The sequence below is a fragment of the Micromonospora sp. MH33 genome (assembly GCF_003013775.1).
GTDB lineage: Bacteria > Actinomycetota > Actinomycetes > Mycobacteriales > Micromonosporaceae > Micromonospora > Micromonospora fulviviridis.
Genome location: NZ_MUYZ01000107.1, coordinates 1 through 19,709 on the forward strand (window position 1 = coordinate 1; position 19,709 = coordinate 19,709).

General features: G+C 69.3%; 17 protein-coding genes and 1 pseudogene. 8 read left to right on the forward strand and 10 right to left on the reverse strand.

Annotation, left to right across the window (positions count from 1 at the left end; all coding sequences use genetic code 11):
* Both B0E53_RS17740 and B0E53_RS17745 read right to left on the reverse strand, forming a co-directional pair.
* A partial coding sequence (locus B0E53_RS17740) for a type I-E CRISPR-associated protein Cas7/Cse4/CasC (protein ID WP_246835457.1) occupies window positions 1-191 on the reverse strand: 191 nt, incomplete at its 3' end.
* A gap of 440 nt (window positions 192-631) precedes the next feature.
* The gene (locus B0E53_RS17745; RefSeq protein WP_210406112.1) at window positions 632-1,276 is read right to left on the reverse strand and encodes a TetR/AcrR family transcriptional regulator; all 645 of its coding nucleotides are present in this window, start codon (window positions 1,274-1,276) and stop codon (window positions 632-634) included.
* A gap of 94 nt (window positions 1,277-1,370) precedes the next feature.
* On the opposite strand from B0E53_RS17745, the gene B0E53_RS17750 reads away from it, so the two are divergent.
* From B0E53_RS17750 to B0E53_RS17760, 3 genes are read left to right on the forward strand one after another with little or no spacing between them, the layout of a single operon-like run.
* Window positions 1,371-2,597, forward strand: a complete 1,227-nt coding sequence (locus B0E53_RS17750) for an amidohydrolase family protein (protein ID WP_107077091.1) — start codon at window positions 1,371-1,373, stop codon at window positions 2,595-2,597.
* Window positions 2,594-3,448, forward strand: a complete 855-nt coding sequence (locus tag B0E53_RS17755; protein ID WP_107077092.1) for an alpha/beta hydrolase-fold protein — start codon at window positions 2,594-2,596, stop codon at window positions 3,446-3,448. Before B0E53_RS17750 ends, B0E53_RS17755 begins: the two co-directional genes overlap by 4 nt.
* Before the next feature lie 13 nt (window positions 3,449-3,461).
* Window positions 3,462-4,745 (forward strand): FAD-dependent oxidoreductase, encoded by a 1,284-nt coding sequence (locus B0E53_RS17760; protein WP_107077093.1) that lies wholly within the window; start codon window positions 3,462-3,464, stop codon window positions 4,743-4,745.
* Between the two features lie 375 nt (window positions 4,746-5,120).
* Here the strand turns inward: B0E53_RS17760 and rox are convergent, their stop codons facing one another.
* Window positions 5,121-6,584 (reverse strand): rifampin monooxygenase, encoded by a 1,464-nt coding sequence (gene rox, locus B0E53_RS17765; RefSeq protein WP_107077094.1) that lies wholly within the window; start codon window positions 6,582-6,584, stop codon window positions 5,121-5,123.
* A 270-nt stretch (window positions 6,585-6,854) separates the two neighbouring features.
* Complete coding sequence (locus tag B0E53_RS17770; protein WP_246835452.1) at window positions 6,855-8,024, reverse strand: ISAs1 family transposase; 1,170 nt, start codon at window positions 8,022-8,024, stop codon at window positions 6,855-6,857.
* A 429-nt stretch (window positions 8,025-8,453) separates the two neighbouring features.
* Between B0E53_RS17770 and B0E53_RS17775 the strand changes: the two genes are divergently transcribed.
* From B0E53_RS17775 to B0E53_RS17790, 4 genes are all read left to right on the forward strand, one after another.
* Window positions 8,454-11,522 (forward strand): tetratricopeptide repeat protein, encoded by a 3,069-nt coding sequence (locus tag B0E53_RS17775; protein ID WP_210406114.1) that lies wholly within the window; start codon window positions 8,454-8,456, stop codon window positions 11,520-11,522.
* Between the two features lie 126 nt (window positions 11,523-11,648).
* The gene (locus B0E53_RS17780) at window positions 11,649-12,344 is read left to right on the forward strand and encodes a hypothetical protein (RefSeq protein ID WP_210406115.1); all 696 of its coding nucleotides are present in this window, start codon (window positions 11,649-11,651) and stop codon (window positions 12,342-12,344) included.
* Window positions 12,341-13,009, forward strand: a complete 669-nt coding sequence (locus tag B0E53_RS17785; RefSeq protein WP_246835453.1) for a DUF2306 domain-containing protein — start codon at window positions 12,341-12,343, stop codon at window positions 13,007-13,009. Before B0E53_RS17780 ends, B0E53_RS17785 begins: the two co-directional genes overlap by 4 nt.
* The gene (locus B0E53_RS17790) at window positions 13,006-13,803 is read left to right on the forward strand and encodes a GNAT family N-acetyltransferase (RefSeq protein WP_107077095.1); all 798 of its coding nucleotides are present in this window, start codon (window positions 13,006-13,008) and stop codon (window positions 13,801-13,803) included. Before B0E53_RS17785 ends, B0E53_RS17790 begins: the two co-directional genes overlap by 4 nt.
* On the opposite strand, the gene B0E53_RS17795 is transcribed toward B0E53_RS17790, so the two are convergent.
* The 6 genes and pseudogenes from B0E53_RS17795 to B0E53_RS17820 all read right to left on the reverse strand — a co-directional run bounded on the left by B0E53_RS17795 (window position 13,729) and on the right by B0E53_RS17820 (window position 19,172).
* The gene (locus tag B0E53_RS17795) at window positions 13,729-14,178 is read right to left on the reverse strand and encodes a transposase (RefSeq protein WP_246835454.1); all 450 of its coding nucleotides are present in this window, start codon (window positions 14,176-14,178) and stop codon (window positions 13,729-13,731) included. The two genes, B0E53_RS17790 and B0E53_RS17795, sit on opposite strands and share 75 nt — an antisense overlap.
* A gap of 481 nt (window positions 14,179-14,659) precedes the next feature.
* Window positions 14,660-14,857 (reverse strand): hypothetical protein, encoded by a 198-nt coding sequence (locus tag B0E53_RS17800; protein WP_146167693.1) that lies wholly within the window; start codon window positions 14,855-14,857, stop codon window positions 14,660-14,662.
* A 254-nt stretch (window positions 14,858-15,111) separates the two neighbouring features.
* A complete protein-coding gene (locus tag B0E53_RS17805; protein WP_210406116.1) occupies window positions 15,112-15,792 on the reverse strand; it encodes a hypothetical protein in 681 nt (226 codons plus the stop codon).
* Window positions 15,793-17,316: 1,524 nt separating this feature from the next.
* Complete coding sequence (locus tag B0E53_RS17810; RefSeq protein WP_246835455.1) at window positions 17,317-17,688, reverse strand: hypothetical protein; 372 nt, start codon at window positions 17,686-17,688, stop codon at window positions 17,317-17,319.
* A gap of 312 nt (window positions 17,689-18,000) precedes the next feature.
* Window positions 18,001-18,237, reverse strand: a pseudogene (locus B0E53_RS17815) (transposase); the annotation flags it as partial.
* Between the two features lie 107 nt (window positions 18,238-18,344).
* Window positions 18,345-19,172, reverse strand: a complete 828-nt coding sequence (locus B0E53_RS17820) for a transposase (RefSeq protein ID WP_107077097.1) — start codon at window positions 19,170-19,172, stop codon at window positions 18,345-18,347.
* Here B0E53_RS17820 and B0E53_RS17825 point away from each other — a divergent pair.
* The gene (locus B0E53_RS17825) at window positions 19,113-19,514 is read left to right on the forward strand and encodes a transposase family protein (protein ID WP_246835456.1); all 402 of its coding nucleotides are present in this window, start codon (window positions 19,113-19,115) and stop codon (window positions 19,512-19,514) included. The two genes, B0E53_RS17820 and B0E53_RS17825, sit on opposite strands and share 60 nt — an antisense overlap.
* Window positions 19,515-19,709: the final 195 nt, after the last annotated feature.

Below are 19,709 nucleotides of genomic sequence, written 5' to 3' on the forward strand. Positions count from 1 at the left end.
GCGAGCCGGACCGCGCGCTTCCATGACTGGGACGAGACCCTTGCCCGACGGACCCCGCCGTAGGTGGCGGTCTTGGGGGAGCCGGAGTTGTCCCGGTTGACGTTGCTCGCCGGTAGGGTCTGCAGGATGTGGACACCTACCGCCCCCACCTGAACGTGACGGGATGCCCCCCGGTCAACCCCGCTGGCTATCCCCCGGGCCTTGGGATCCACCCGGATAGCATCCGTATCTATCTTCTCCCAGTCAACGCACCGGACGACGTCGGGCACACCGGACGTCCCCCGGCAGGGGTGGGCCGGCGGGTGCCGGACGCACGACGGCGGCCGGGACGGCACAGCACCCGACACGGCCCGCACCCCATTCGGTCGGCATCGACGGCGAACTCGCCCAGCTCGACGCCGACGGCTACCGGCCGCTGCGCATGACCGACGGCGGCGCGGACAGCACCGCCGGATAGACACCCTCCGGATCGGCGGCTGACCACTGCGCCGGAGGCGTCTGCGTCGATCAGGGGGTCGAGGAAGATCGGAACGGAAGGCGCGAGGACCTCCCACACCGCATCGGTCAAGCTCGACGGATAGCATGATCGGGCGTCATCCCCGCCACAGTTGCAGTTGCGCACATAACGCGATCATGGCGGGGATGATCTATTTGTCGAGCACTCGGCATCGGCGTGCCTCGCCGTAACAGAGCGCTTCGATGTGGTTACCCGACGGTCTTTTAGGTGCAGGATCAAGGTCACCGCGTCCTCCGAGTGGGCTGTCGGTGTCAGAACCTCCTGCAAGAGCAGGCCACGCATCGCGGCAATGGTGACGGTGGCCAAAGTCAGCGCTTCCTTGGCGTCGAGCCCTTCGCGTTCCGCCAGCGAGGCCAGCATCTTGGTCAGGTCATCGAGCGAGTCGATGAACTCACGAAAGTCCGCCGGGCTGTACGCGGCCAGTCCTACGACGTGGAAGAAGCCACGGACACGCGACAGCTGCTCCGGTCGAGTGTAGGCCCGCCAGATCGCCACGACGAGGTCGTCGAAGCTGCCTTGCTGGGCGGCCTCGAAAAGCGCCTCGTTGTCACGAGATCGCTGTGCCTTGAGCATGGCCGCCAAGACACCCGAGAGTGACCCGAAGTGGTACCGCAGGAGGGCATGGCTGGTCTGGGTCCTGGCGGCGATCTCACGGAGCGACACCTCCGGTGAGGGAAGCGCCTCTTCGTAGGCGTCGAGAAGCCGGGCCAAGAGGCGCTCGCGTGCGTCGCCTTTGCGTTCCGTGCTTGACAGGATCACTCCCACAGTTTATCCATTGGAAAAGAACGACTGACGGTGTCGTGGTGCTTCACACATGGTCTCAGTCGGCTCGCAACGACGGAGGGGACGACTGGTGGGAAGTTTTCAGGTAGTCGGCGCAGCGGTCGTCGACGGGTCGGGTCGCGACCCCGTCAACGTCGACGTCAGCATCGAAGACGGGCATATCGCCCGGCTTGGTGCCTCCAGCGCACACGGCGAGCACCTCGATGCCGAGGGGCTGACGATGACGCCTGGCCTGATCGACGCTCACGTTCACCTGGGCTTGTCGAGCCTGATCCGGCCGCAGTTCTCGTTTCAGCTCAGTGCCGCTGAGATCGCGGCGGACATCTTCGCCACGGCTGGCGCGACACTCGATGCCGGCTTCACGACCGTTCGAGACACCGGCGGGATCGACGGCGGCGTCGTCACCACGATCGCGAAGGGCAAGGTCAGGGGACCGCGCGTGTTGTCATGTGGACCTGTTCAGTGCCAAACCGGCGGGCACGGCTACTACGGAGCCGACTGGGAACCCACCGAGCTGTGGAGCAGTCATCACGTTCCGGGTCTGTGCGCCCTGTCCATGATGTCGGGCAACGCCGACGAGCTGCGAGGCAACGTGCGCGAAGCCTTCCGTCGCGGAGCCTCCTTCCTGAAGCTGTGCGTGACAGGCGGAGTGGTCGGCGCTCACGACCGGCTGACCGACACCCAGTTCACTGTGGAGGAGATCGCCGTCGCTGTTCAAGAAGCCGCGGCACGTGGCACCTACGTGACTGTTCACGCCCACAACAACGAAGGCGTTCGGAACGCCGTCGAGGCCGGGGTACGGTGTGTCGAGCACGGCACCGACCTAGATGCGTCCACGGCCACCCTGATGGCCACTCGCGAGGTCGCCCTCGTGCCCACGTTCGCCGTCGTCGAGCAACTGCTGCACGACACCGCTGGAGCGGGCCTCGACGAATCGACCCGCGATCGTGTGATGGGTGTTCGTGAGCGGATGACCGAGGCGCTCGCTGTCGCCAAGGAGGCCGGAGTACGGATCGGACTGGGTTCCGATCTCATCGGTCCGGCTCAGAACCGTCGAGGCGAGGAGCTCAGATTGCGCGCGGAACTTGAGACACCGATGGAAGCTCTCGTGGCGGCCACGAAGACCAATGCCGAGATCCTCGGCCTGTCCAGCGAGGTGGGGGGCATCGCTCCCGGCATGCAAGCGGACCTTGTGCTCTGGAAGGGCGACCCGCTCGAAGATCCGACGCTTTTCGCCGACCCGTCCAGCGCCATCGTCGTCGTCCAGGCCGGACGCGTTGTGAAGGACCTGCGATGAGCGCCATGTGGCAGGGCTGCCTCGCCGACACAGACTATTTCGAGACGCGTTCCAGCGGAGGGCACGACTACGGCGTCTGGGTCACCACGCCACCGGGCTACGACCCCGCCACGACGCGAGCGCCTGTCGTGTACGTGCTCGACGGCAACTGGGCCGTGGGCATGACGGCTCCGCTCATCGTCACCCAGCGGGACCCCATGCAGCGGATCCAGCCCTACATCCAAGTCAGCGTCGGCTACGCGGGCGAGGAAGCCCGGCACTGGGAACGGCTGCGCAACAGAGACCTCGTGCCACCCGGCGAGCCCATCGCCAAGGAATTCGTCGATGCCGTGGAAATGGCACTCCAAATGGGCGCGATGACACGCGAGGAAGCCGACGCCTATCTCGCCGAGCTACGCGCCTCCCGCGCCGACGCGTTCCTGAGCTTCCTTACTGCGGAACTGCACCCGCGGATCGAACACGACTACGGCACAGCCATGAGCGGTCACGGCCTCTTCGGCTACTCCTACGGCGGACTCTTCAGTCTCTATGCCTGGCTCACCGGCAATACGCTCTTCGAGAGCATCGGAGCAGGCAGTCCCGGCGTTGCCAGTGAAGACAGTCAGGTCTTCGCCCAGCTCGAAAAGATGGGCGACAGCCTGCCAACCGCCAAGCTTCACCTGACCGTAAACGACCGAGAGCTTCTCGGAGACCTAGCCGTCTACCAGAACCTCGCGAAGAACACGGCCACCGTCCTGCACCGCCTGACCGCCCGCGGCGGAGCCGTCACCAGCGCGGTCCTGCACGAAACGCACGTGACCGGCCTGCAGGCCTCCTTCCTCAGCTACCTCAGGACCTGCCGTGCTCTATGAGAGAGGACGACACGTGAGTACCGATGTGGTCGTGATCGGGGCAGGTGTGATCGGTTCGTCGATCGCCCTTGAGCTTGCGCGGGCTGGGCACCGCGTGATCGTGCTCGATCGGACCCCGGGGGCCGGACAGGGGTCGACCTCGGCATCGAGTGCGGTCGTCCGGTTCAACTTCTCCACCATCGCCGGGGTGGCGATGGCGTGGGAGTCGCATTTCGGCTGGCTCGACTGGGCCGGCCACCTCGAGCACGATGTCGGCGACCTCGCGATATTCCGCAAGAGTGGACTGGTCATGCTGGACGTCGAGGCGGCTCCGCGTACGTCGTGGCTTCCATTATTCGATGAGGTCGGTGTTCCCTACGAGGAATGGGACAGCGCGACATTGGCCGAGCGCGTTCCAGGTATCGACGTCGGCCGCTATTGGCCGCCGAAGCGGCTCGACGACGAGGAATTCTGGAAGGACGCAGAACACTCGCTCGGTGGCGTGTACACCCCGGACGCCGGTTACGTCTCAGACCCGAGCCTCGCCGCCGTGAACCTCGCCTGCGCGGCCTCGGCGTGCGGGGCGGAGTTCCGCTTCCGCAGCACGGTGACAGCGGTGGATATGGCCGGCGGGCGCGTGACGTCGGTGCGACTGTCGGACGGCACCCGGATTCCCTGTTCCATCGTGGTCAACGCGGCTGGACCGTGGTCGAGCGCGTTGAATCGGTTGGCCGGCGTGGGTTCCGACTTCACGGTCGGAGTGCGTCCGATGAGGCAGGAAGTAGCGCACGTGCCGGTCCTAAAGGGCTATGAGGGGCCCGTGGTGGCCGACATGGATCTGGGCACCTATCTCCGTGGTGAAGTAGGAGGGAACCTGCTCGTAGGCGGAACGGAACCGGAGTGTGATCCGATGCAGTGGATCGACGACCCGGACGCCATCGACATCCACCCGACGGCCGCGGTCTTCGAGGCTCAGGTGACGCGGGCCGCGCGGCGGTTAACCGGTCTGCGGGTGCCCAACCGGGCGCGCGGCGTGGTGGGCGTTTACGATGTCGCCGACGATTGGACTCCGATCTACGACCGCACCGAACTCGAGGGCTACTACCTCGCGATCGGAACGAGCGGCAACCAGTTCAAGAACGCGCCGGTCGTGGGGCAGCTAATGACGGAGCTGATCAACCAGGTGGAGAACGGCGTCGACCACGACGCGTCGCCCGTCCGGTTCCGGGCCCCGCGCACCGGCCTGGAGATCGACCTGGGTGCCTTCTCTCGTAAGCGCAACCGAACCACCGCGAACTCGGGCACGGTGATGGGCTGAGCCGGAACTCAGACGAGGTTACGTCCGGGCTCCTGGCCCAGGGCCCCGGCAAAGTCGTGACCGGTATCCGGCTTGAGATGATTGGTGTCGACCCGCCCTTGCTGGATGGAGCAGGGCGGGCATGACCTGTTCAGAAGATCATCGAGGGTTCCTACGCCTTATTGATCGTCTCCGAAGTGACCTATGCCCGCGTCGCCATCATCGCTGATCGCCTCGTTGTCGGCCGCACCGGTCGGACTCCGCCCGCCGGAGTTGACTGTCGGCCTACCCGCGCGGCACTGGCTCGGGTACCCGATCCACGCGCTCGCCGAGGCACCTGCAGCGCATCGTTCACGCCGGCATCCCCGGGGGCGTCGCAGTCCTCGAAAGCGTCCCTCACCCGGCCGTAGGAGTTCCTGCGGCGCCGAACCACTTGGCCAGCGCGGCCTCGAGCTTCTGCTGATCCTCGCCGACCCACGCGACGTGCCCGTCCGGCCGGAGCAGTACCGCCGGTACGTCCAACTCTTCGCTGATGTCGGCGACGTGGTTGACCCGGTCGGCCCAGCCGTCCACCGAAAGCCGCCCCGTCTGGTCGAGCAGCAGCCCGCTGCCGGTGCACATCAGCTCGAACAGGCGCCCATGCTTCAGCTGGATGTCGCGCAGCCGCCGCCCGAGCAGGGCATGGCCCTCACCGAAGTCGTACCGGATGCTGATCGCCGTGATCTTCTCGATCAGGAACCGGTTGACGTCGTTGAAGTCCATCAGCTGCGCCAACAACCGCCGAACCGCCTGCGGTCCGGGCTCGTTGGTCGTCAGGTGCATCTGTGCACGGGTGTTGTTCAGCACGTCGGCGGCCACCGGATGCCGCTCGGACTCGTAGCTGTCCAGCAGGTCGTCCGGTGCCCAGCCGTTGATGGCCGCCGCCAGCTTCCAACCCAGGTTGAACGAGTCCTGGATCCCGAGATTGAGCCCCTGCCCACCCATCGGCGGGTGGACGTGCGCGGCGTCCCCGGCCAGAAACACCCGTCCGACCCGGTAGCGCTCGGCCTGGCGGGTCGCGTCGCCGAAGCGCGACAGCCAGCGCGGGGAGTGCACGCCGAAGTCGGTGCCGGCGTACCTGCGCAGCTGTTGCTTGAACTCCTCGAGCGTCGGCGACACCGAGCGGTCTTCGACCACGCCCTCCGCCGGCACGACCGCCCGGAACACCCCCGGCTTGCCCGACGGCCCGATCCCGAACCGCTTCTCGGTCTTGCGTACCTCGGTCATCACTTCGGTGATGTCGTCCGGGGACGCCGTCACCTCCATCTCGCCCAGCAGCGTGTCGATTTTCGACGGCTCGCCGGGGAATCCAACCCCGAGCAGTTTCCGAACCGTGCTGCGCCCACCGTCGCAGCCGACGACAAACCGCGCCTGCAACGGCGTTGCAGTTCCACTTCCAAGGTGGACGGTCACCCCGTCGTCGTCCTGCTCCAGCCCGACCAATGCACAGCCGCGCCGGATCTCGGCTCCGACTTCCGCCGCGTGCTCGGCGAGCAGCCGGTCGGTGAGCGTCTGCGGAATGCCGAGCACGTATCCGTGCGCGGTGTCCAGCCCGGTGGGAGCGGGCTTTTCGATGCCCGCGAAGAATCCCCGGACGCCGCCGGGACGGATCGGGTACTGCTTGCCGTTTTCGAGGAACCGCTCCAACAGCCCCCGCTGATCCATCACCTCGATACTGCGTACGTGCAGCCCGAGCGACCGCACGAACGGCGGCAGCTCGGCCTCCTTCTCCAGCACGAGCACGTTGACGCCCTGCAGACGCAATTCGCTCGCCAGCATCATGCCGGTCGGGCCGCCGCCGGCGATGATCACATCGAACATGCATTCCCCCATGGTGTGCCGATTCTTGCGCTCGGCCGACGATTGTGTGCCACGACCGGGGTCTTGCCGCAAGCCCGGGGGTGCGGTATATGTTAATAGTGGCAAGGAGATCTCCTCCTTGCCTTTGTAGTTTTCACGCCAGCGCGCAGCCGAGCCCCAGTTCGACGGCTGGCTCGCCGAGCACGATGGCAAGCGAGCACCAGTTCGAACATCACACAGTCGTGCTCCGGCGAGCGCATCCGGCTCACCCCCAGGGCCCTGGCAAAGTCGTTAGGTGATGCCGAGTAGGGCCAGGGGGCGGGTGCTGTCGCGGGCGTAGTGGCGGTTGGCGGCGGCGATGTTGGTGATGCCGGCGGTGCGGAGTGCGCTGATGGCGGCGTTGCGTAGGGCGGCCATGACTTGGGGTCCGGTGCCGGTGCGGATTTGGGAGCGGTCTTCGTCGTAGGTGACGTCTCGTACCCAGTGGACTTTGTTTTCGATGGACCGGTGGTCGCGGATCCAGCCGGCCAGTTGGGCGGGTTTGGCTTGGTGGACGCGCAGGTCGGTGATGGCGTAGACGGTTTCGGTGGTGAAGCGTTTCGGCTGGTCGAGGCGGTGTCTGCGGCGGCGGATCTGCAGGGCTTGGGCGGCGTGGGGGAAGTTGATCCCGGCCGCGATGGTGAGGATTTTGCAGGCGCGGATCTCGCGGCGGCCGTGTCCGCGGTCGGTGTCGCGTGCGGCGTCAGGGACGGCCCGCCAGGGCAGACCGGCGAGTTGGGCGTGCAGGTTGGGCTGGTTGGCCTTGACAGTCAGGATCCAGTGGGCGCCGCGTTGCGCAAGGTAGGCGACATGGTCACGCTGACAGTGCAGCGCATCGGCCGTGATCACGGTGCCGCGGAGGTCGCTGATCTGGTCGAGCAGCGGTGCGAAGCGGGTGATCTCGTTGGTCTTGCCGTCGACGGCGGTGCTTGCGAGGACGACGCCGGTGGCCTGGTCGCAGGCGGCGAGAACATGCTGGGCGGCGGCCTCGGTGGTGCGGGAGCCGCGTAGCGTCTTGCCGTCCACGGCGATCGCCCGCCGCTGGGCAGGTGCTGTCGCCATGGCCCGGGTGGCCAGCCAGCCGCTGACGGCCGCGGCGAGCAGGTCCGGGTCCAGGGCCTGCAGCAACCGGCGGATCATCGCCTCCGACGGGCGCCGGTTCGGGGTGATGCCCAGCGCGAGCGCGGTCGCGGCCGGTACGTCAGCGACCCACTCGGCGATCGCAGCGTAGGAGCGGTAGCCGGCCACCACGGCACACACGGCAGCGGTAACGACGACCGTCAGCCGGTGCCGCACACCGCGACGGGCGCGAGGATCCGGCAAACCCTCCAGCGCCGCGGGCAGCCCAGCAGCGGCTTCGGGCACGGTGACAGCCGGTGCGTCGGACACAGACGAGATCAGCGATGATGGCAGCGCGGGCATGACTCACTTCGGACGATCAACAAAGGCGTAGGAACCTCGATGATCATCTGAACCGGTCATGCCCGCCCTGCTACCACCAGCACGGGCGCGTCTACACCAACCAGATCAAGCCGGACACCCCCGCGACTTTGCCGGGGCCCTGGCTCCTGGCCTCGGCTGCCGATGGCGATGGCGGCGAACAGGTCGAGCTGCTCCCCGGGGTCGACCGGCCGGCACGCTGCCCATACTGTTCTGGTGCGGTCAGCGGGTAGAGGCGAATGGGCACACAGATTCTCGGTGATCATCCGGCGCCCATCTGCCGGCCCTGCGGACTACCCTGGCCGACAGCCGTCCGCGCGGCGTATGCGTTTGTGTCAAACCCCGGGTTTGATGGAGAGGCGCTACTGGTGACAAGCGCGACTGTGGTGTTCTTCGGAATCGGGTTCGTGGGTGCGCTCGCCAACGATCTTGTGGTCGGGTCGGCCGAGCCCGCGAAGGCCGGTTCCGCCGCAGCGACGGCGCAGACCAGCGGAGACCTGGGCATCTCACTCGGCATCGCCGTGCTGGGCAGCGTCGGCACCGGTTTCTACGCAGCGCAGCTCACGCGCGACGCCGTACCCGACCAGCCCGGATCAAGCTGTACCGGATCAGCGGCGCCACATCGCCCACTCGAAGTACATGTTGATCGAGGGGACGTACAGCGGCTTGCGGGACACCAAGTGGGTGATCACGGGCAGCCACAACTACTCCGACCAGGCGCTGCTGGAGAGCGACGAGGCCTACGATGGTCGAATGCCTGTGCTGGGCACCAAGCTGCACCTGCCCTCGCCGCGTCGTCGGCTGGTGCAGCGCGCCCGCCTCACCGACCAACTGCGCACGGACGGAGGCGAAGGGCCGCGGCTGGTCCTCGTCGCGGCGCCGGCTGGGTTCGGCAAGACCACACTTCTGGCGCAGTGGCTGGCGGGGGCCGAGAAGTCGCAGCGCAGAGTTGCGTGGTTGGCTCTCGACGCAGGCGATGCCGACCTCCGACAGTTCCTGACCCACCTCGTGGCCGCGATTCAGACCGCTGAGCCTGAGGCTGGTGTCGACGCGCTCGCCCTGCTGGAGGTCGGCGGCGCCACGCCAACCGACGCTGTCCTGGTCAGCCTGATCAACGATCTCGACGTCCTCGCCGGTCCCACGGTGGTGGCGCTCGACGACTACCACGTCATCGACGCGGCCGCCGTCCACGAGGCGGTGACCTTCCTCCTGGACAACCTGCCTCCGCAGGTCACGCTGGCGGTGACCACTCGGGCCGACCCACCGCTCCCGCTGTCCCGTCTGCGTGCGCGGGGCGAGCTCGTGGAGGTACGGGCCGCCGACCTCAGGTTCACCACGGCCGAGGCGGAGGTGTTCCTCAACGAGGTGATGGGGCTGCATCTCGAGCCCGCGCTGGTGGCCGCGCTCGAGGCGCGCACCGAGGGGTGGGCGGCGGGGCTGCAGCTGGCCGCGCTGTCGGCCCGGACCCATGCCGCCGCCGACGGGCCTGAAGATGTCGCTGGGTTCGTCGAGGCCTTCTCCGGGAGCCATCGGTTCGTCCTCGACTACCTCGTTGAGGAGGTTCTGGACCGGCAGCCGGACGAGGTGCGCGCGTTCCTGCTCGACACCTCCGTGCTCGACCAGCTGACCGGCGGCCTTTGCGACGCCCTGACCGGTCGCTCCGACGGTCAGCCGATGCTGGAGACCCTTGAGCGCGAGCACCTGTTCGTCGTCCCGCTCGATGACGAGCGCCGGTGGTACCGCTACCACCAGCTCTTCGCCGACGCATTGCGTGCCCGCCTGGCTGCCCGGCGGGCCGACCGGGTCGGTGAGCTGCACGCCGCGGCCAGCCGATGGCTCGCCGAGAACGGGCTGCTGGCCGACGCCGTACGGCACGCGATCGCGAGCGGCGACCACGAGCACACCGCCGACCTCGTCGAGCTCGCCGAGGCCGACATGCGCCGACGACGCCAGGACCGCATCCTTCGCGACTGGCTGGTTGCGCTGCCCGGCGACGTCGTCCGTCGCCGACCGCTGCTGGCCACCTTCGCGGGGTGGAGCCGGCTCTCCGAGGGCGACTTCGACGGGGTGGAGGCGTGGCTCGACGCCGCTGAGGCTGGTCTCGACACGATGCCGCCATCGACCATTCCCACCGCGGGCTCGCTGGCCGAGGCGGCCCGGGACCGGGAGGGCGAGCTTCGCTCCCTCCCGGCCATGATCGCGGTCTACCGCGCCGCGGTCGCCCAGGCCAGGGGCGATGTCGACGGTACGGTCTCGCACGCCCGCCGAGCACTCGCGCTGGCAGGGCCGGAGGACCACTTCCCGCGCGGTGCCGCCGCCGGCTTCGTCGGCCTGGCGGCTTGGGCGGCGGGCGACCTCGGCGCCGGGGTGGACACGTTCACGGCGGCGGTCGCCAGCCTGCACACGGCCGGCATGGTCGCAGACGAGCTGGGCGCGACCGTCGTGCTGGCAGAAATGTGGCTGGCGCGCGGACGTCCGGTCGAGGCACGCCGGCACTACGAACGGGCGCTGGCCGCGGCCGAGAGCCACCCGGGCCCGGTGCTCCCCACCACCGGCGACCTGCACGTCGGCCTCGCCAACGTCCTCCGCGAGCAGGGCGACCTCGACGCGGCCGCGGAGCACCTCGAGGTCGCCCGCGAGCTCGGCGACCGGGCGTCGCTGCTGGAGAACCGGCACCGCTGGTACACCGCGACGGCCGCACTGCTGCAGGCGCAAGGCGACCTCGACGGCGCGGTCGCGATGCTCGACCAGGCGGAGCCGCTCTTCCTGCCCGGCTACTTCCCGGAGGTGCGGCCGATCGCCGCGACCCGAGCACGGGTGCGGATCGCCCAGGGCCGCCTCGATGAGGCACGAGCGTGGGCCCGCGAGCGCGGGGTCGTGCCGACGGATCCGCTGGCCTACCTGGCCGAGTACGACCAACTCACCCTCGCCCGGCTGCTCATCGCCGAGGGTGACGCGCGCGCGGCGCTGGACCTGCTCGACCGCGTGCTGGACGCCGCGCGGACGGCGGGCCGCGACGGCAGCCTGGTCGAGGCGGGCCTGGTACGGGCGCTCGCCCACCAGGCGAACGGCGACGTGGACTCGGCGGCGCCTGACCTCGCTGCCGCCCTCGTCAACGGGGTTCCGGCCGGCTACTGCCGGCTCTTCCTCGACGAGGGATACCCGATGGTGGAGCTGCTCGGGAAGGTCGCCCGCGCCGCGCCGCACGACGTACGGACGCACGCCGAGCACCTGCTGGCCGCCACACAAAGACCGTCGGTACCCGCACCGGCCGGACCCGCCTCCGAGGAAGGACTCAGCGGGCGTGAGCTCGAGGTGCTGCGCCTGCTGGCGACCGACCGCAGCGGGCCGGAGATCGCGCGAAAGCTCTTCGTATCGGTGAACACGCTGCGCACGCACACCAAGCACATCTTCACCAAGCTCGACGTGAACACCCGCCGCGCCGCGGTACGCCGAGCCGCGGACCTCGGGCTGCTCTGAGCGTCACCGCGGCCGAATCACCACCCTGGCCACATCACATGGTGATGTGGCCTCACCACGTCGGTTCCTAACCTCCCGGATATCGCCCGGACACCCCGCCCGGCACCGAGCACCAAGGAATCCGACATGAACATCACCACCCACCGCATCACCGCAGCCGCCGGTCTGTGCGCGGCCGCCGCCGGCGCCATCTACGCAGGCGTCCAGGTCAACCACCCACCGGCCGACGTCGCGTACATCGGGACGACCGAGATGGCGGTCCGTGAGACCGCCAAGGCCGTGATGGCCGTCCTGTCGCTGGCCGGCTTCGCCGGCATGTTCCTGCGCCACCACCGGCGGTTCGGGGTTCTCGGGGTAGCCGGCTACGTGCTGCTGACCGTCGGATACCTCGCGATGTTCGCCAACCAGGTCATCGTCGCCTGCGTCCTGCCGACCGTGGCGAAGACGAGCCCGGGCTACGTCCAGGACTATCTTTACGCCGCCATGGGTGGCAGCCCGAGCGGCGATATCGGCGGCATGACCGTCCTGTTCGGCATCACCGGCATCGGCTACTCGCTCGGCGGCCTGCTTTTCGGCATCGCGCTGTTCCGAGCGGGCATCTTGCCCCGCTGGGCCGCCCTGCTGTTGGCCTATGGCACCGTCTCCGCGCTGGCGCTGTCCGTGCTGCCGGAGTCCTTCGACCGCCCGTTCGCGGTGCCCACCGGCATCGCGCTGATCGGCCTCGGCATCTCGCTGTGGCGCGACGGGCGCCGGCGGGTCGACGCCGTCGAGGCGGTCGACGCCCGGCCCACGGTCCACGCCGACGCCGCCGCGGTCCGGTGAGCACCCGGAACCTGAGCTGGCCGGTGCCGATGGCGCTGGTCGCCCTGAGCGCGATCCCGCTGACGGCCGGGACGCTGCGGCTGATCCAGCTGGCCGGCGGCCCGGCCGTCATCCCCGCTGACCACCGGTTCACCGGCCTCCCGCTCCCGCTCGTGGTGCACATCGTCGGCGCGGCGATGTACGTGCTCGTCGGGATCCTGCAGCTCGAGCCACGGTTCCGCCGCCGGCACCTGGCCTGGCACCGCCGTGCCGGCCGGGTGCTGGCCGTGGCCGGCCTGCTGGTGGCGACCTCGGCTCTCTGGATGACGCTGTTCTACGAGGCGCAGCCCGGCACCGGCGGCCTGCTCTACGTGCTCCGCCTGGTCTTCGGGTCCGCGATGGCCGCCTGCCTTGTGCTCGGCTTCACCGCCGTACGTCGCCGCGACATCACGGCCCACCGGGCGTGGATGATCCGGGCGTACGCGATCGGCCTGGCCGCCGGCACCCAGGCCTTCACCGAGGGCATCGGCGGCGCGATCTTCGGCCCCGGCGTGCTCGCCGCCGATCTCGCCAAGGGCGCCGGCTGGGTGATCAACCTGGCCGTCGCCGAGTGGGCCCTTCGAAGTCCCGCCCGTCGGCGCCCCGCACTCCCCACAGGTCCTCAGCAAGCTGGAGCGCCCTCATGAACACCGCCCCCAGGACGTACGCGATCCGCGTCGACGGCCACCTCGACGACCACTGGTCCGCCTGGCTCGGCGAGCTCGACCTGGCCCGCGACGACGACGGCACCACCGTCACGGTCTCGGTCGCCGACCAAGCGCAGCTCCACGGTGTACTCGCCGGACTGCGCGACATCGGCGCCGTCATCACTGAGCTCCGCACCACCGGTACGCCGGCCCCCATCTGCCCGTCGGTGCTCGAGCGCCCATTGCAGACCGAGCGCCTCACCCTCCGTCCCGCCACCGCCGACGACGCCGACCCGACCTGGGCGTTCCGTCAGCTCAAGTCGGTCAACGAGTGGCTCACTGGCTGCCCCGCGGACCTCGAGGGCTACCGCGAGCTGTTCTCGAAGCCTGCCCGCCTCGCGACCACCGTCATCCTCACCCTCGGCCACGACCCCGAGGCCCCGACCATCGGCGACTTCATGCTCCGCCGCGAGGACGCCTGGGCCCAGCTCGATGTCGCCGACCAGGCGCGCGACACGCAGGCAGAGCTCGGCTGGGTCCTCGATCCCGCCTTCACCGGCCACGGCTACGCCACCGAAGCCGGACGTGAGCTCCTCCGCTACTGCTTCGAGGACCTCGGCGTGCGCCGGGTCACCGCGAACTGCTTTCTCGGCAACGACGCCTCCTGGCGCCTCATGGAGCGCGTCGGCATGCGCCGCGAAGTGCACGCAGTCCGCGAGTCACTCCACCGGTCCGGCCGATGGCTGGACACGGTCGGCTACGCCATCCTCGAACAGGAGTGGTCGCCAGCCTGAGCAACGCCCCCTCATGGCGCGGTCTTCGGTGCGGTTGCGCAGCTGGACCACGGCCATGATGTGCAACGTCCGGTTGATCCGCCGGTTGCCTGCGCGGGAGAGCCGGTGACGCTTTTGGTCGCCGGAGGACGCGTCCAGCGGGGCAGTGCCGTTCCAGAAGGCGAACCGGTCGCGGTCGGCGAACCGGCGGATGTCTCCAACGTCGGCCAGCAGCCGAGCCGCACCGGAGGGGCCGATCCCGTGCAGGTCCATCAGGGTGCAGCCGCGGGCGACCACCAGCTCCTTGAGGTCCTTCTCCGCAGTCTTGATCTTCTTGTCGATGCCCTCGAGTTCACCGATGAGCTCCACGGCGAGGCGGCGTCTGGTCTTGCCCACGATGTCGCGGGGCTTGATGGTCGCGACCAGCGCACGTGCCTGCCGTGCGGACAGGAACTGCTTTGCCCCGCCAGGGAAAAGCTCCAGCAGCAGCCGGTGCAGCCGGTTGATGGTTCGACGACGGCAGCAGTGTCGACACGACCACCTGACTGACGAGCCGGGGTGCGGCGGCCGACAGCAACGATGACAGACATCCCATGAGCTTTGGAGTCAAGCTGCGGCGTCTTGGTGGTGCTCTTCGTGGTGTTGCCAGGCGGTGATCTCGTCGTAGCGGGTGCCGGTTTTGAGGCAGCCGTGGAGCGGTGAGGATGTCGGGCGCGACCGCGCTCCAGTCGGCACCACGGATGTCGCCGAGGTTCGGCATGCCGGGCCAGTGGTGGGAGCATTCATTTGCGGCATGTCGGTCGGGAGGTGGTGCTGAGTGATGGGACGCGTGTGCCGCCACGAGGTCGTTGCCGGGTAGCGCTGCTTCAACCTGTTGCTACCGCTCCTGGTCGGTTGACCGCTGACCTGGGAGGGCGCTGGTCCAGACGTATACCCAGGGCGGGCCGGTGCCGGCGATCGATTCCAGCTCGTACACGCCGTTCATGTCCGCGTCGAGCAACTCGCCGCCGTACTCGATCCACAGCCAGGTTTGATCGATTCGTTCAGGGGGCGCGCCGTTGTCATCGATCGGCACCAGGAGGGAGCGTCCGTCCACCGGCCCTCCGACGCACGGTATGTCGGTCCTCGCCCACATGCTCCGATCATCGGCCGAGACTTGGCGGCGCCGGGCGCGTTCCACCGACGCGAGCGGTTCACCGATTTGCTCCGGTGGTTTCCTGTGAAGCCGGCTCCATGCTGCTGGTCCTAGCGTCCGGTCGCCAAGGTATGCGCCGCACGGTGGCCCCGCTGATCGGGGCGGCCACCGGCCGCCCCGATCAGCGGGGTGGATCAGCGCAGCGCCCACCGGGTTGATGGACTGTTGTGGGCCAGGGAGAGCGGACGCCGCACTGGTGAGCGGACGTTGCGGCTGGACCGGCCGCGCCAGAACGGCGACAACCGCCACATCGAATGCGCCGTCGTGTGATCGTCGACGGGGACGGCGTCGCGGTGGGTGTAGCCGTGCTGCCGGAACAGGTCGAGGTCGGTGTCGGTGAAGGCCTCCGCGTAGGTGGGCAGGCTGAGGGTGTCCATCCATTGCTGCGCTCCGGCGAGGATGGCCGCGGCGCGGCCCGACTCGGCCGGACCGGGCGCGGCGAGCAGCGCCAAATGGTTGTGCGGCTCGGTGGGCCGCCGCGCGGCGAGGGCCCGGCCGAGTTGGAGGAAACGCTCTTGGTGCGCGCCGGACGCGGCGGCGAGCCGGTCCGTGTAGCGGGCTGGGGGCGGGATGGGCCGGTAGCGGTGGAACCAGACGGTCGCGGCGGTGCCGTCCGGGAGTAGGAACGCGTCGCCGAAGAGCAGCGCGTGTTCGATCCAGATCCGGGCCACGGCGGCGAGAACGGTGGGCCGGTGCTGCCCGTCGGGGACGAGCCAGGCGCCAAGGGCGGTGGGGGAGAGGGCTTCGGTGACGAGATCGGCGATCCGGCCGATGTCGCACCACCGGGCCCGGACGACGGGCATGGTCACGTTCATGGGTAACTCCTGGTCACCAGGGTGATCGGGTACGTCAGGTGAGATGCCGGCGCCGTCGCGGGACGGTGGGCCGGCGCGGGCCACGGGGGCCGTCAGGCATGCAGGTGCGCAGAGGCCGCCGGTGTTACGCGGGCGGCACGCAAACGGCCCGCCGGTCAGGCGGGCCGGGTGCCCGGTCGGGGCGAGCGGGAGGGGAGAGCGACGCCACTGCTCGGGTGGCAGCGGCGCACTGCCAGGCTGGGCGGCGTCCACACCGATGCGGTGGCGTCAGCCGGGCCTTCGTGGACGGAGCCGGACGAGCCGGATCCACTGGCGCCGGGAGCGGGCGTGGCTGGCGCGGTGTCCGCGTCAGTCCGAGGCGGGTACGGCCCATCCGACCCAGCGAGACGCGGCAGGGACGAAAACCGCGTCGTGGTGTGCCGGTGCGTCGGGATGCTGGTGGAGGCGGGGTCCGCAACGGTTCCGCCTGGTTTGCCGAACGGTCCCGTACCCGGGCCGGTGCAGCAGCCAGGGCCAGCCTGTGGTGCCGCCGGTAGCGCCGGCGCAGGTGGTGGCGTGGCCGGTGGGCCGGCGGGCGGGTCCAGTGGTGGCGTGGCCGGCTTATCGGCGGCCGGGTCTAGGAGGTCCGTCACCGGGTGGAGGGTGTCGAGCACGGGGCCTAGCGGCTCGAGCACCGGCTCCAGCCCTCGCCAGACGGGGGACAGGATCGGGGCGAGCGGCTGGATCACCGGGCTGAGGACGTCAGCCACCGGGGCGAGCATGCCGGCCCGGACCGGGTCGGTGACCGGGCGCAGCGCGTCGGCCACCGGGGTGAGCACCCCGGACCGGACTGGCTCCGTGACCGGACGGTGAACGTCACCCACCGGTGGCAGCACCTCACCGCCACCCGGTCGGGTGGCCGGTCGACCCGCCCAAGCGGCGGGCTTCGGCGGGCGGACCTGGGCGGGGCGCGCCGGCGGTGGCGTGACCTGGTTCGCCGGCGGGGCCGCGGGCCGGACTGGCGGACGGTTCGGCGCTGGACGAGGGTCGGCTCCGCTCGGCGGGGTGCCGGGGGTCGTCTTGTCGGTAGGCGCGTCCGGGGCAGGCGGCGGTGCTGTCGGGTCGAGGATCGGGCGGAGTAGGCCGGTGAGCAGGTCGACGGGCGCGTCGACCGGCGCGGCCGGCGGACGGTCGGCGGCGTAGGCGACCCCGACGGTGGCGGCCTCGTGGACGCCCCACGCCACGACGACCCCGCCGAGCAGGAGACCGAGGCGCAAGGCGACCCGCGCCCACCGCCCGCCCCGTCGACTCATCCCCGCACTCCTCGGACTCCTCCGGCCATCGCCGACGATCAACGCCCGCACTCTACCGAACGAAGTTGACCGATCACAGTCCGGCATCGGGCGAGTTCGGCGCGCCCCGTCCTGGTGAGACGCGGGCTTTGGCTGCTGCCCAACACCGGAGCCACTTGCGAGAACCTGACGGCACCGGGCCATCGCGCCGTCGCTGGGGTCGGGTTGTTGCTCACGGAAGCGAAGAAACCGCTCACCCCAGGTCGCCGAAGTAGCCCTCCTCCTCACCGAGAAGCAGCGGCACGTCATAGACCGACAGATCCGGCCGAGGCCTCGCGTACCGGACCCGGTGGCGCCAGCGCCCGTGTTCGAAAGCCACGTCGGCGTCGATCTCCGCCACCACGGTCGGGTCCACCTGCACGTACCGCAGCGGCTCGGGCCGGTCCAACTGGCCCGACCAAGACGCGGGCAGCGGCTCCGGCCATGGATGAGCCGCAGCGCCGCGGCGTGGCATCCGCGGTGGCGACAGCAGCTCGGCCAGCGCGGCACGCTGGTCGGTGGTCAGCGGGTGGGAGCGGCCGGTGTAGCGCAGCCCTCCCCGCCGGTCGAACCGGCCCAGCAACACCCGTCTCCGGCATGCTGTTGCTGCCGGTCACCCCACCGATGATCGCCTCGGTGACGATCCGGGTGCGGAACTTCGACCAGCCGTGCCGGCCGGCTCGTATCGGCCGTTCAGGCGTTCACTGACCACGCCCTCGATGGCCACGCTCCTATGAAGCCACGCCGGCCGGTCCGTCGGCCCGGCCAGACCGCAGAAGCGGACGCGGCCACCGCCGGAGCGGGGCAGCTGGTGGTGGAGCGAATCCGCCGGGCGGATACAAGACTGACACTGACGCTGGTGGTGTAGGAGACGGCCATCGCGGGATCCGGTCTGATGTTATGCGGCGATCGGGGTGGGGTCGGGCTGCTCGGTGTCGTGTTGGCCGGTCTCGATCGTGACCATGCGGGCTTTGGCGAGGAGTTCCAAGCCCATGTAGCGGCGGCCTTCGGTCCACTCGTCGGTTTGTTCGGCCAGGACGGCGCCGCCGAGGCGGATGATCGCGGGCCGGTTGGGGAAGATGCCGACGACGTCGCTGCGGCGGCGGATTTCCTTGTTCAGCCGTTCCTGCGGGTTGATGCCCCTATGGAGTGTCAAGGCGAGCTTGGCGCCGACGTGGGCGTGGCAGGGGTGGTGAGGTGCCGGTGAATCTCGCGGGCGATGTAGCGCTTCAGTTCCCTGAGTCAAGTCGTGGTGGTGAAGGCGTGGGCGGCGCGGTGCTGGGCGGGGTTGTAGGGCGTGTTGGTGTGCCAGCAGGCCCAGATGACGCGTAGCCATGCACGGGCGACGATGCGGACGGCGTGGGGGTTGCGTTTGCCGCGTGCTCGGGCGTCGGCGTAGAGCTTTGCGGCCCAGGGTGATTGCAGGCGGGCGTTGTGCGCGAACGCGGTGATGGCGGTGCGGGCTCGGGTGTTGGCTGCCCAACGGAAGTAGACCCCGCGGACCTTGCCGGATGCTTTGGTCACCGGTGTGGTGCCGCATTCGGCGGCGGCCTGCTCGGCGGTGTCGACGCGCATGAGGATCGGTCCGACCTCGGCGAGGAGTTGTGCCAGATTGATCTGACCAACGCCGGGTAGGGCGGCGAGCAGTTGCGCTCGTGGGTGCACCGCGATGAGGTCCTTGATCAGCTTCTCGAGGTCGGCGATGGTGGCCTGCAGAGCTCGCAGCAGCTGCACCTGGGCGTGGATCATCGCGGTGAGAGTGGTTGCGGGCAGGGCTGCCGGGGTTGTGGGTGCGCTGCGTAGCCGCTGCAGCAGCTCGGTTGCTGTCTTGCCGCCTCGGTAGGAATTGCGGCGCAAGAAGCCAGCCATCCGGACCTCGCCCAAGCGGCGGGCGGCCTCCGGCGTGGGGTAGTCGGTGAGGAACGCCAGCGCGATGGGAGAGGCCAGGGACTGGAAGAGCTTGCGGGGTCCGGGCCAGTGCGCGTCCAGCAGTGCGGCGAGGCCACCGTGGTGGCGGACGAATACGGGGCGACGCTGTGGTGCGGTGGACACCGGCCAGGCCGGATGCATGACACCACCGCCGCCCGTGTCGAGGGCGTTGATGCCCTGCTGGACGCCTACCCGCAGATGACAGTGCTGGTCGACGCCGGCTACCGAGGTCTGGCCAAGACTCACTCCGGCCAGGTCGTAGCGCCGCCACTGAAACTACGCCCCGGCGCACCACCGGCACGTCAGAGGGCGTGGGAAGCAGAACGTAAACAGCAGCCATCACAACGGATTTCCGTCGAGCACGCCATCGCCGAACTGAAGTGGTGGCGACAACTTCAACGCTTCACCGGCCGCCGTGAACTGTTGCCCGAGACCATCGACGCCGTCGCCGGGCTGGTGTCCAACCGCATGATCACCTGGTAGCCGAAGTTCCATCACCGCAGCTCACCGCCCTACCCAATTGCGCACGAGGTCGTAAGGCCGGTTCAGCCCTGATTGGTGCTGTTGGCGGGGGCGCCGCTTGCCATCCGGGTCGCCGCTTCTAGGCCGTGTTTGGTAAGGGTCATAGCCATTGGTTGATCGCGGCGATGGTGACGGTGGCTTCGTAACGGACGGCGA

What these genes read in the sequence shown, in the direction of transcription:
- B0E53_RS17780 (WP_210406115.1), top strand. Translation starts at nt 11,649, where the DNA reads ATGAACATCACCACCCACCGCATCACCGCAGCCGCCGGTCTGTGCGCG.
- B0E53_RS17790 (WP_107077095.1), top strand. Translation starts at nt 13,006, where the DNA reads ATGAACACCGCCCCCAGGACGTACGCGATCCGCGTCGACGGCCACCTC.
- rox (WP_107077094.1), bottom strand. Translation starts at nt 6,584, where the DNA reads ATGTTCGATGTGATCATCGCCGGCGGCGGCCCGACCGGCATGATGCTG.
- B0E53_RS17820 (WP_107077097.1), bottom strand. Translation starts at nt 19,172, where the DNA reads ATGCATCCGGCCTGGCCGGTGTCCACCGCACCACAGCGTCGCCCCGTA.
- B0E53_RS17755 (WP_107077092.1), top strand. Translation starts at nt 2,594, where the DNA reads ATGAGCGCCATGTGGCAGGGCTGCCTCGCCGACACAGACTATTTCGAG.
- B0E53_RS17805 (WP_210406116.1), bottom strand. Translation starts at nt 15,792, where the DNA reads ATGAACGTGACCATGCCCGTCGTCCGGGCCCGGTGGTGCGACATCGGC.
- B0E53_RS17770 (WP_246835452.1), bottom strand. Translation starts at nt 8,024, where the DNA reads ATGCCCGCGCTGCCATCATCGCTGATCTCGTCTGTGTCCGACGCACCG.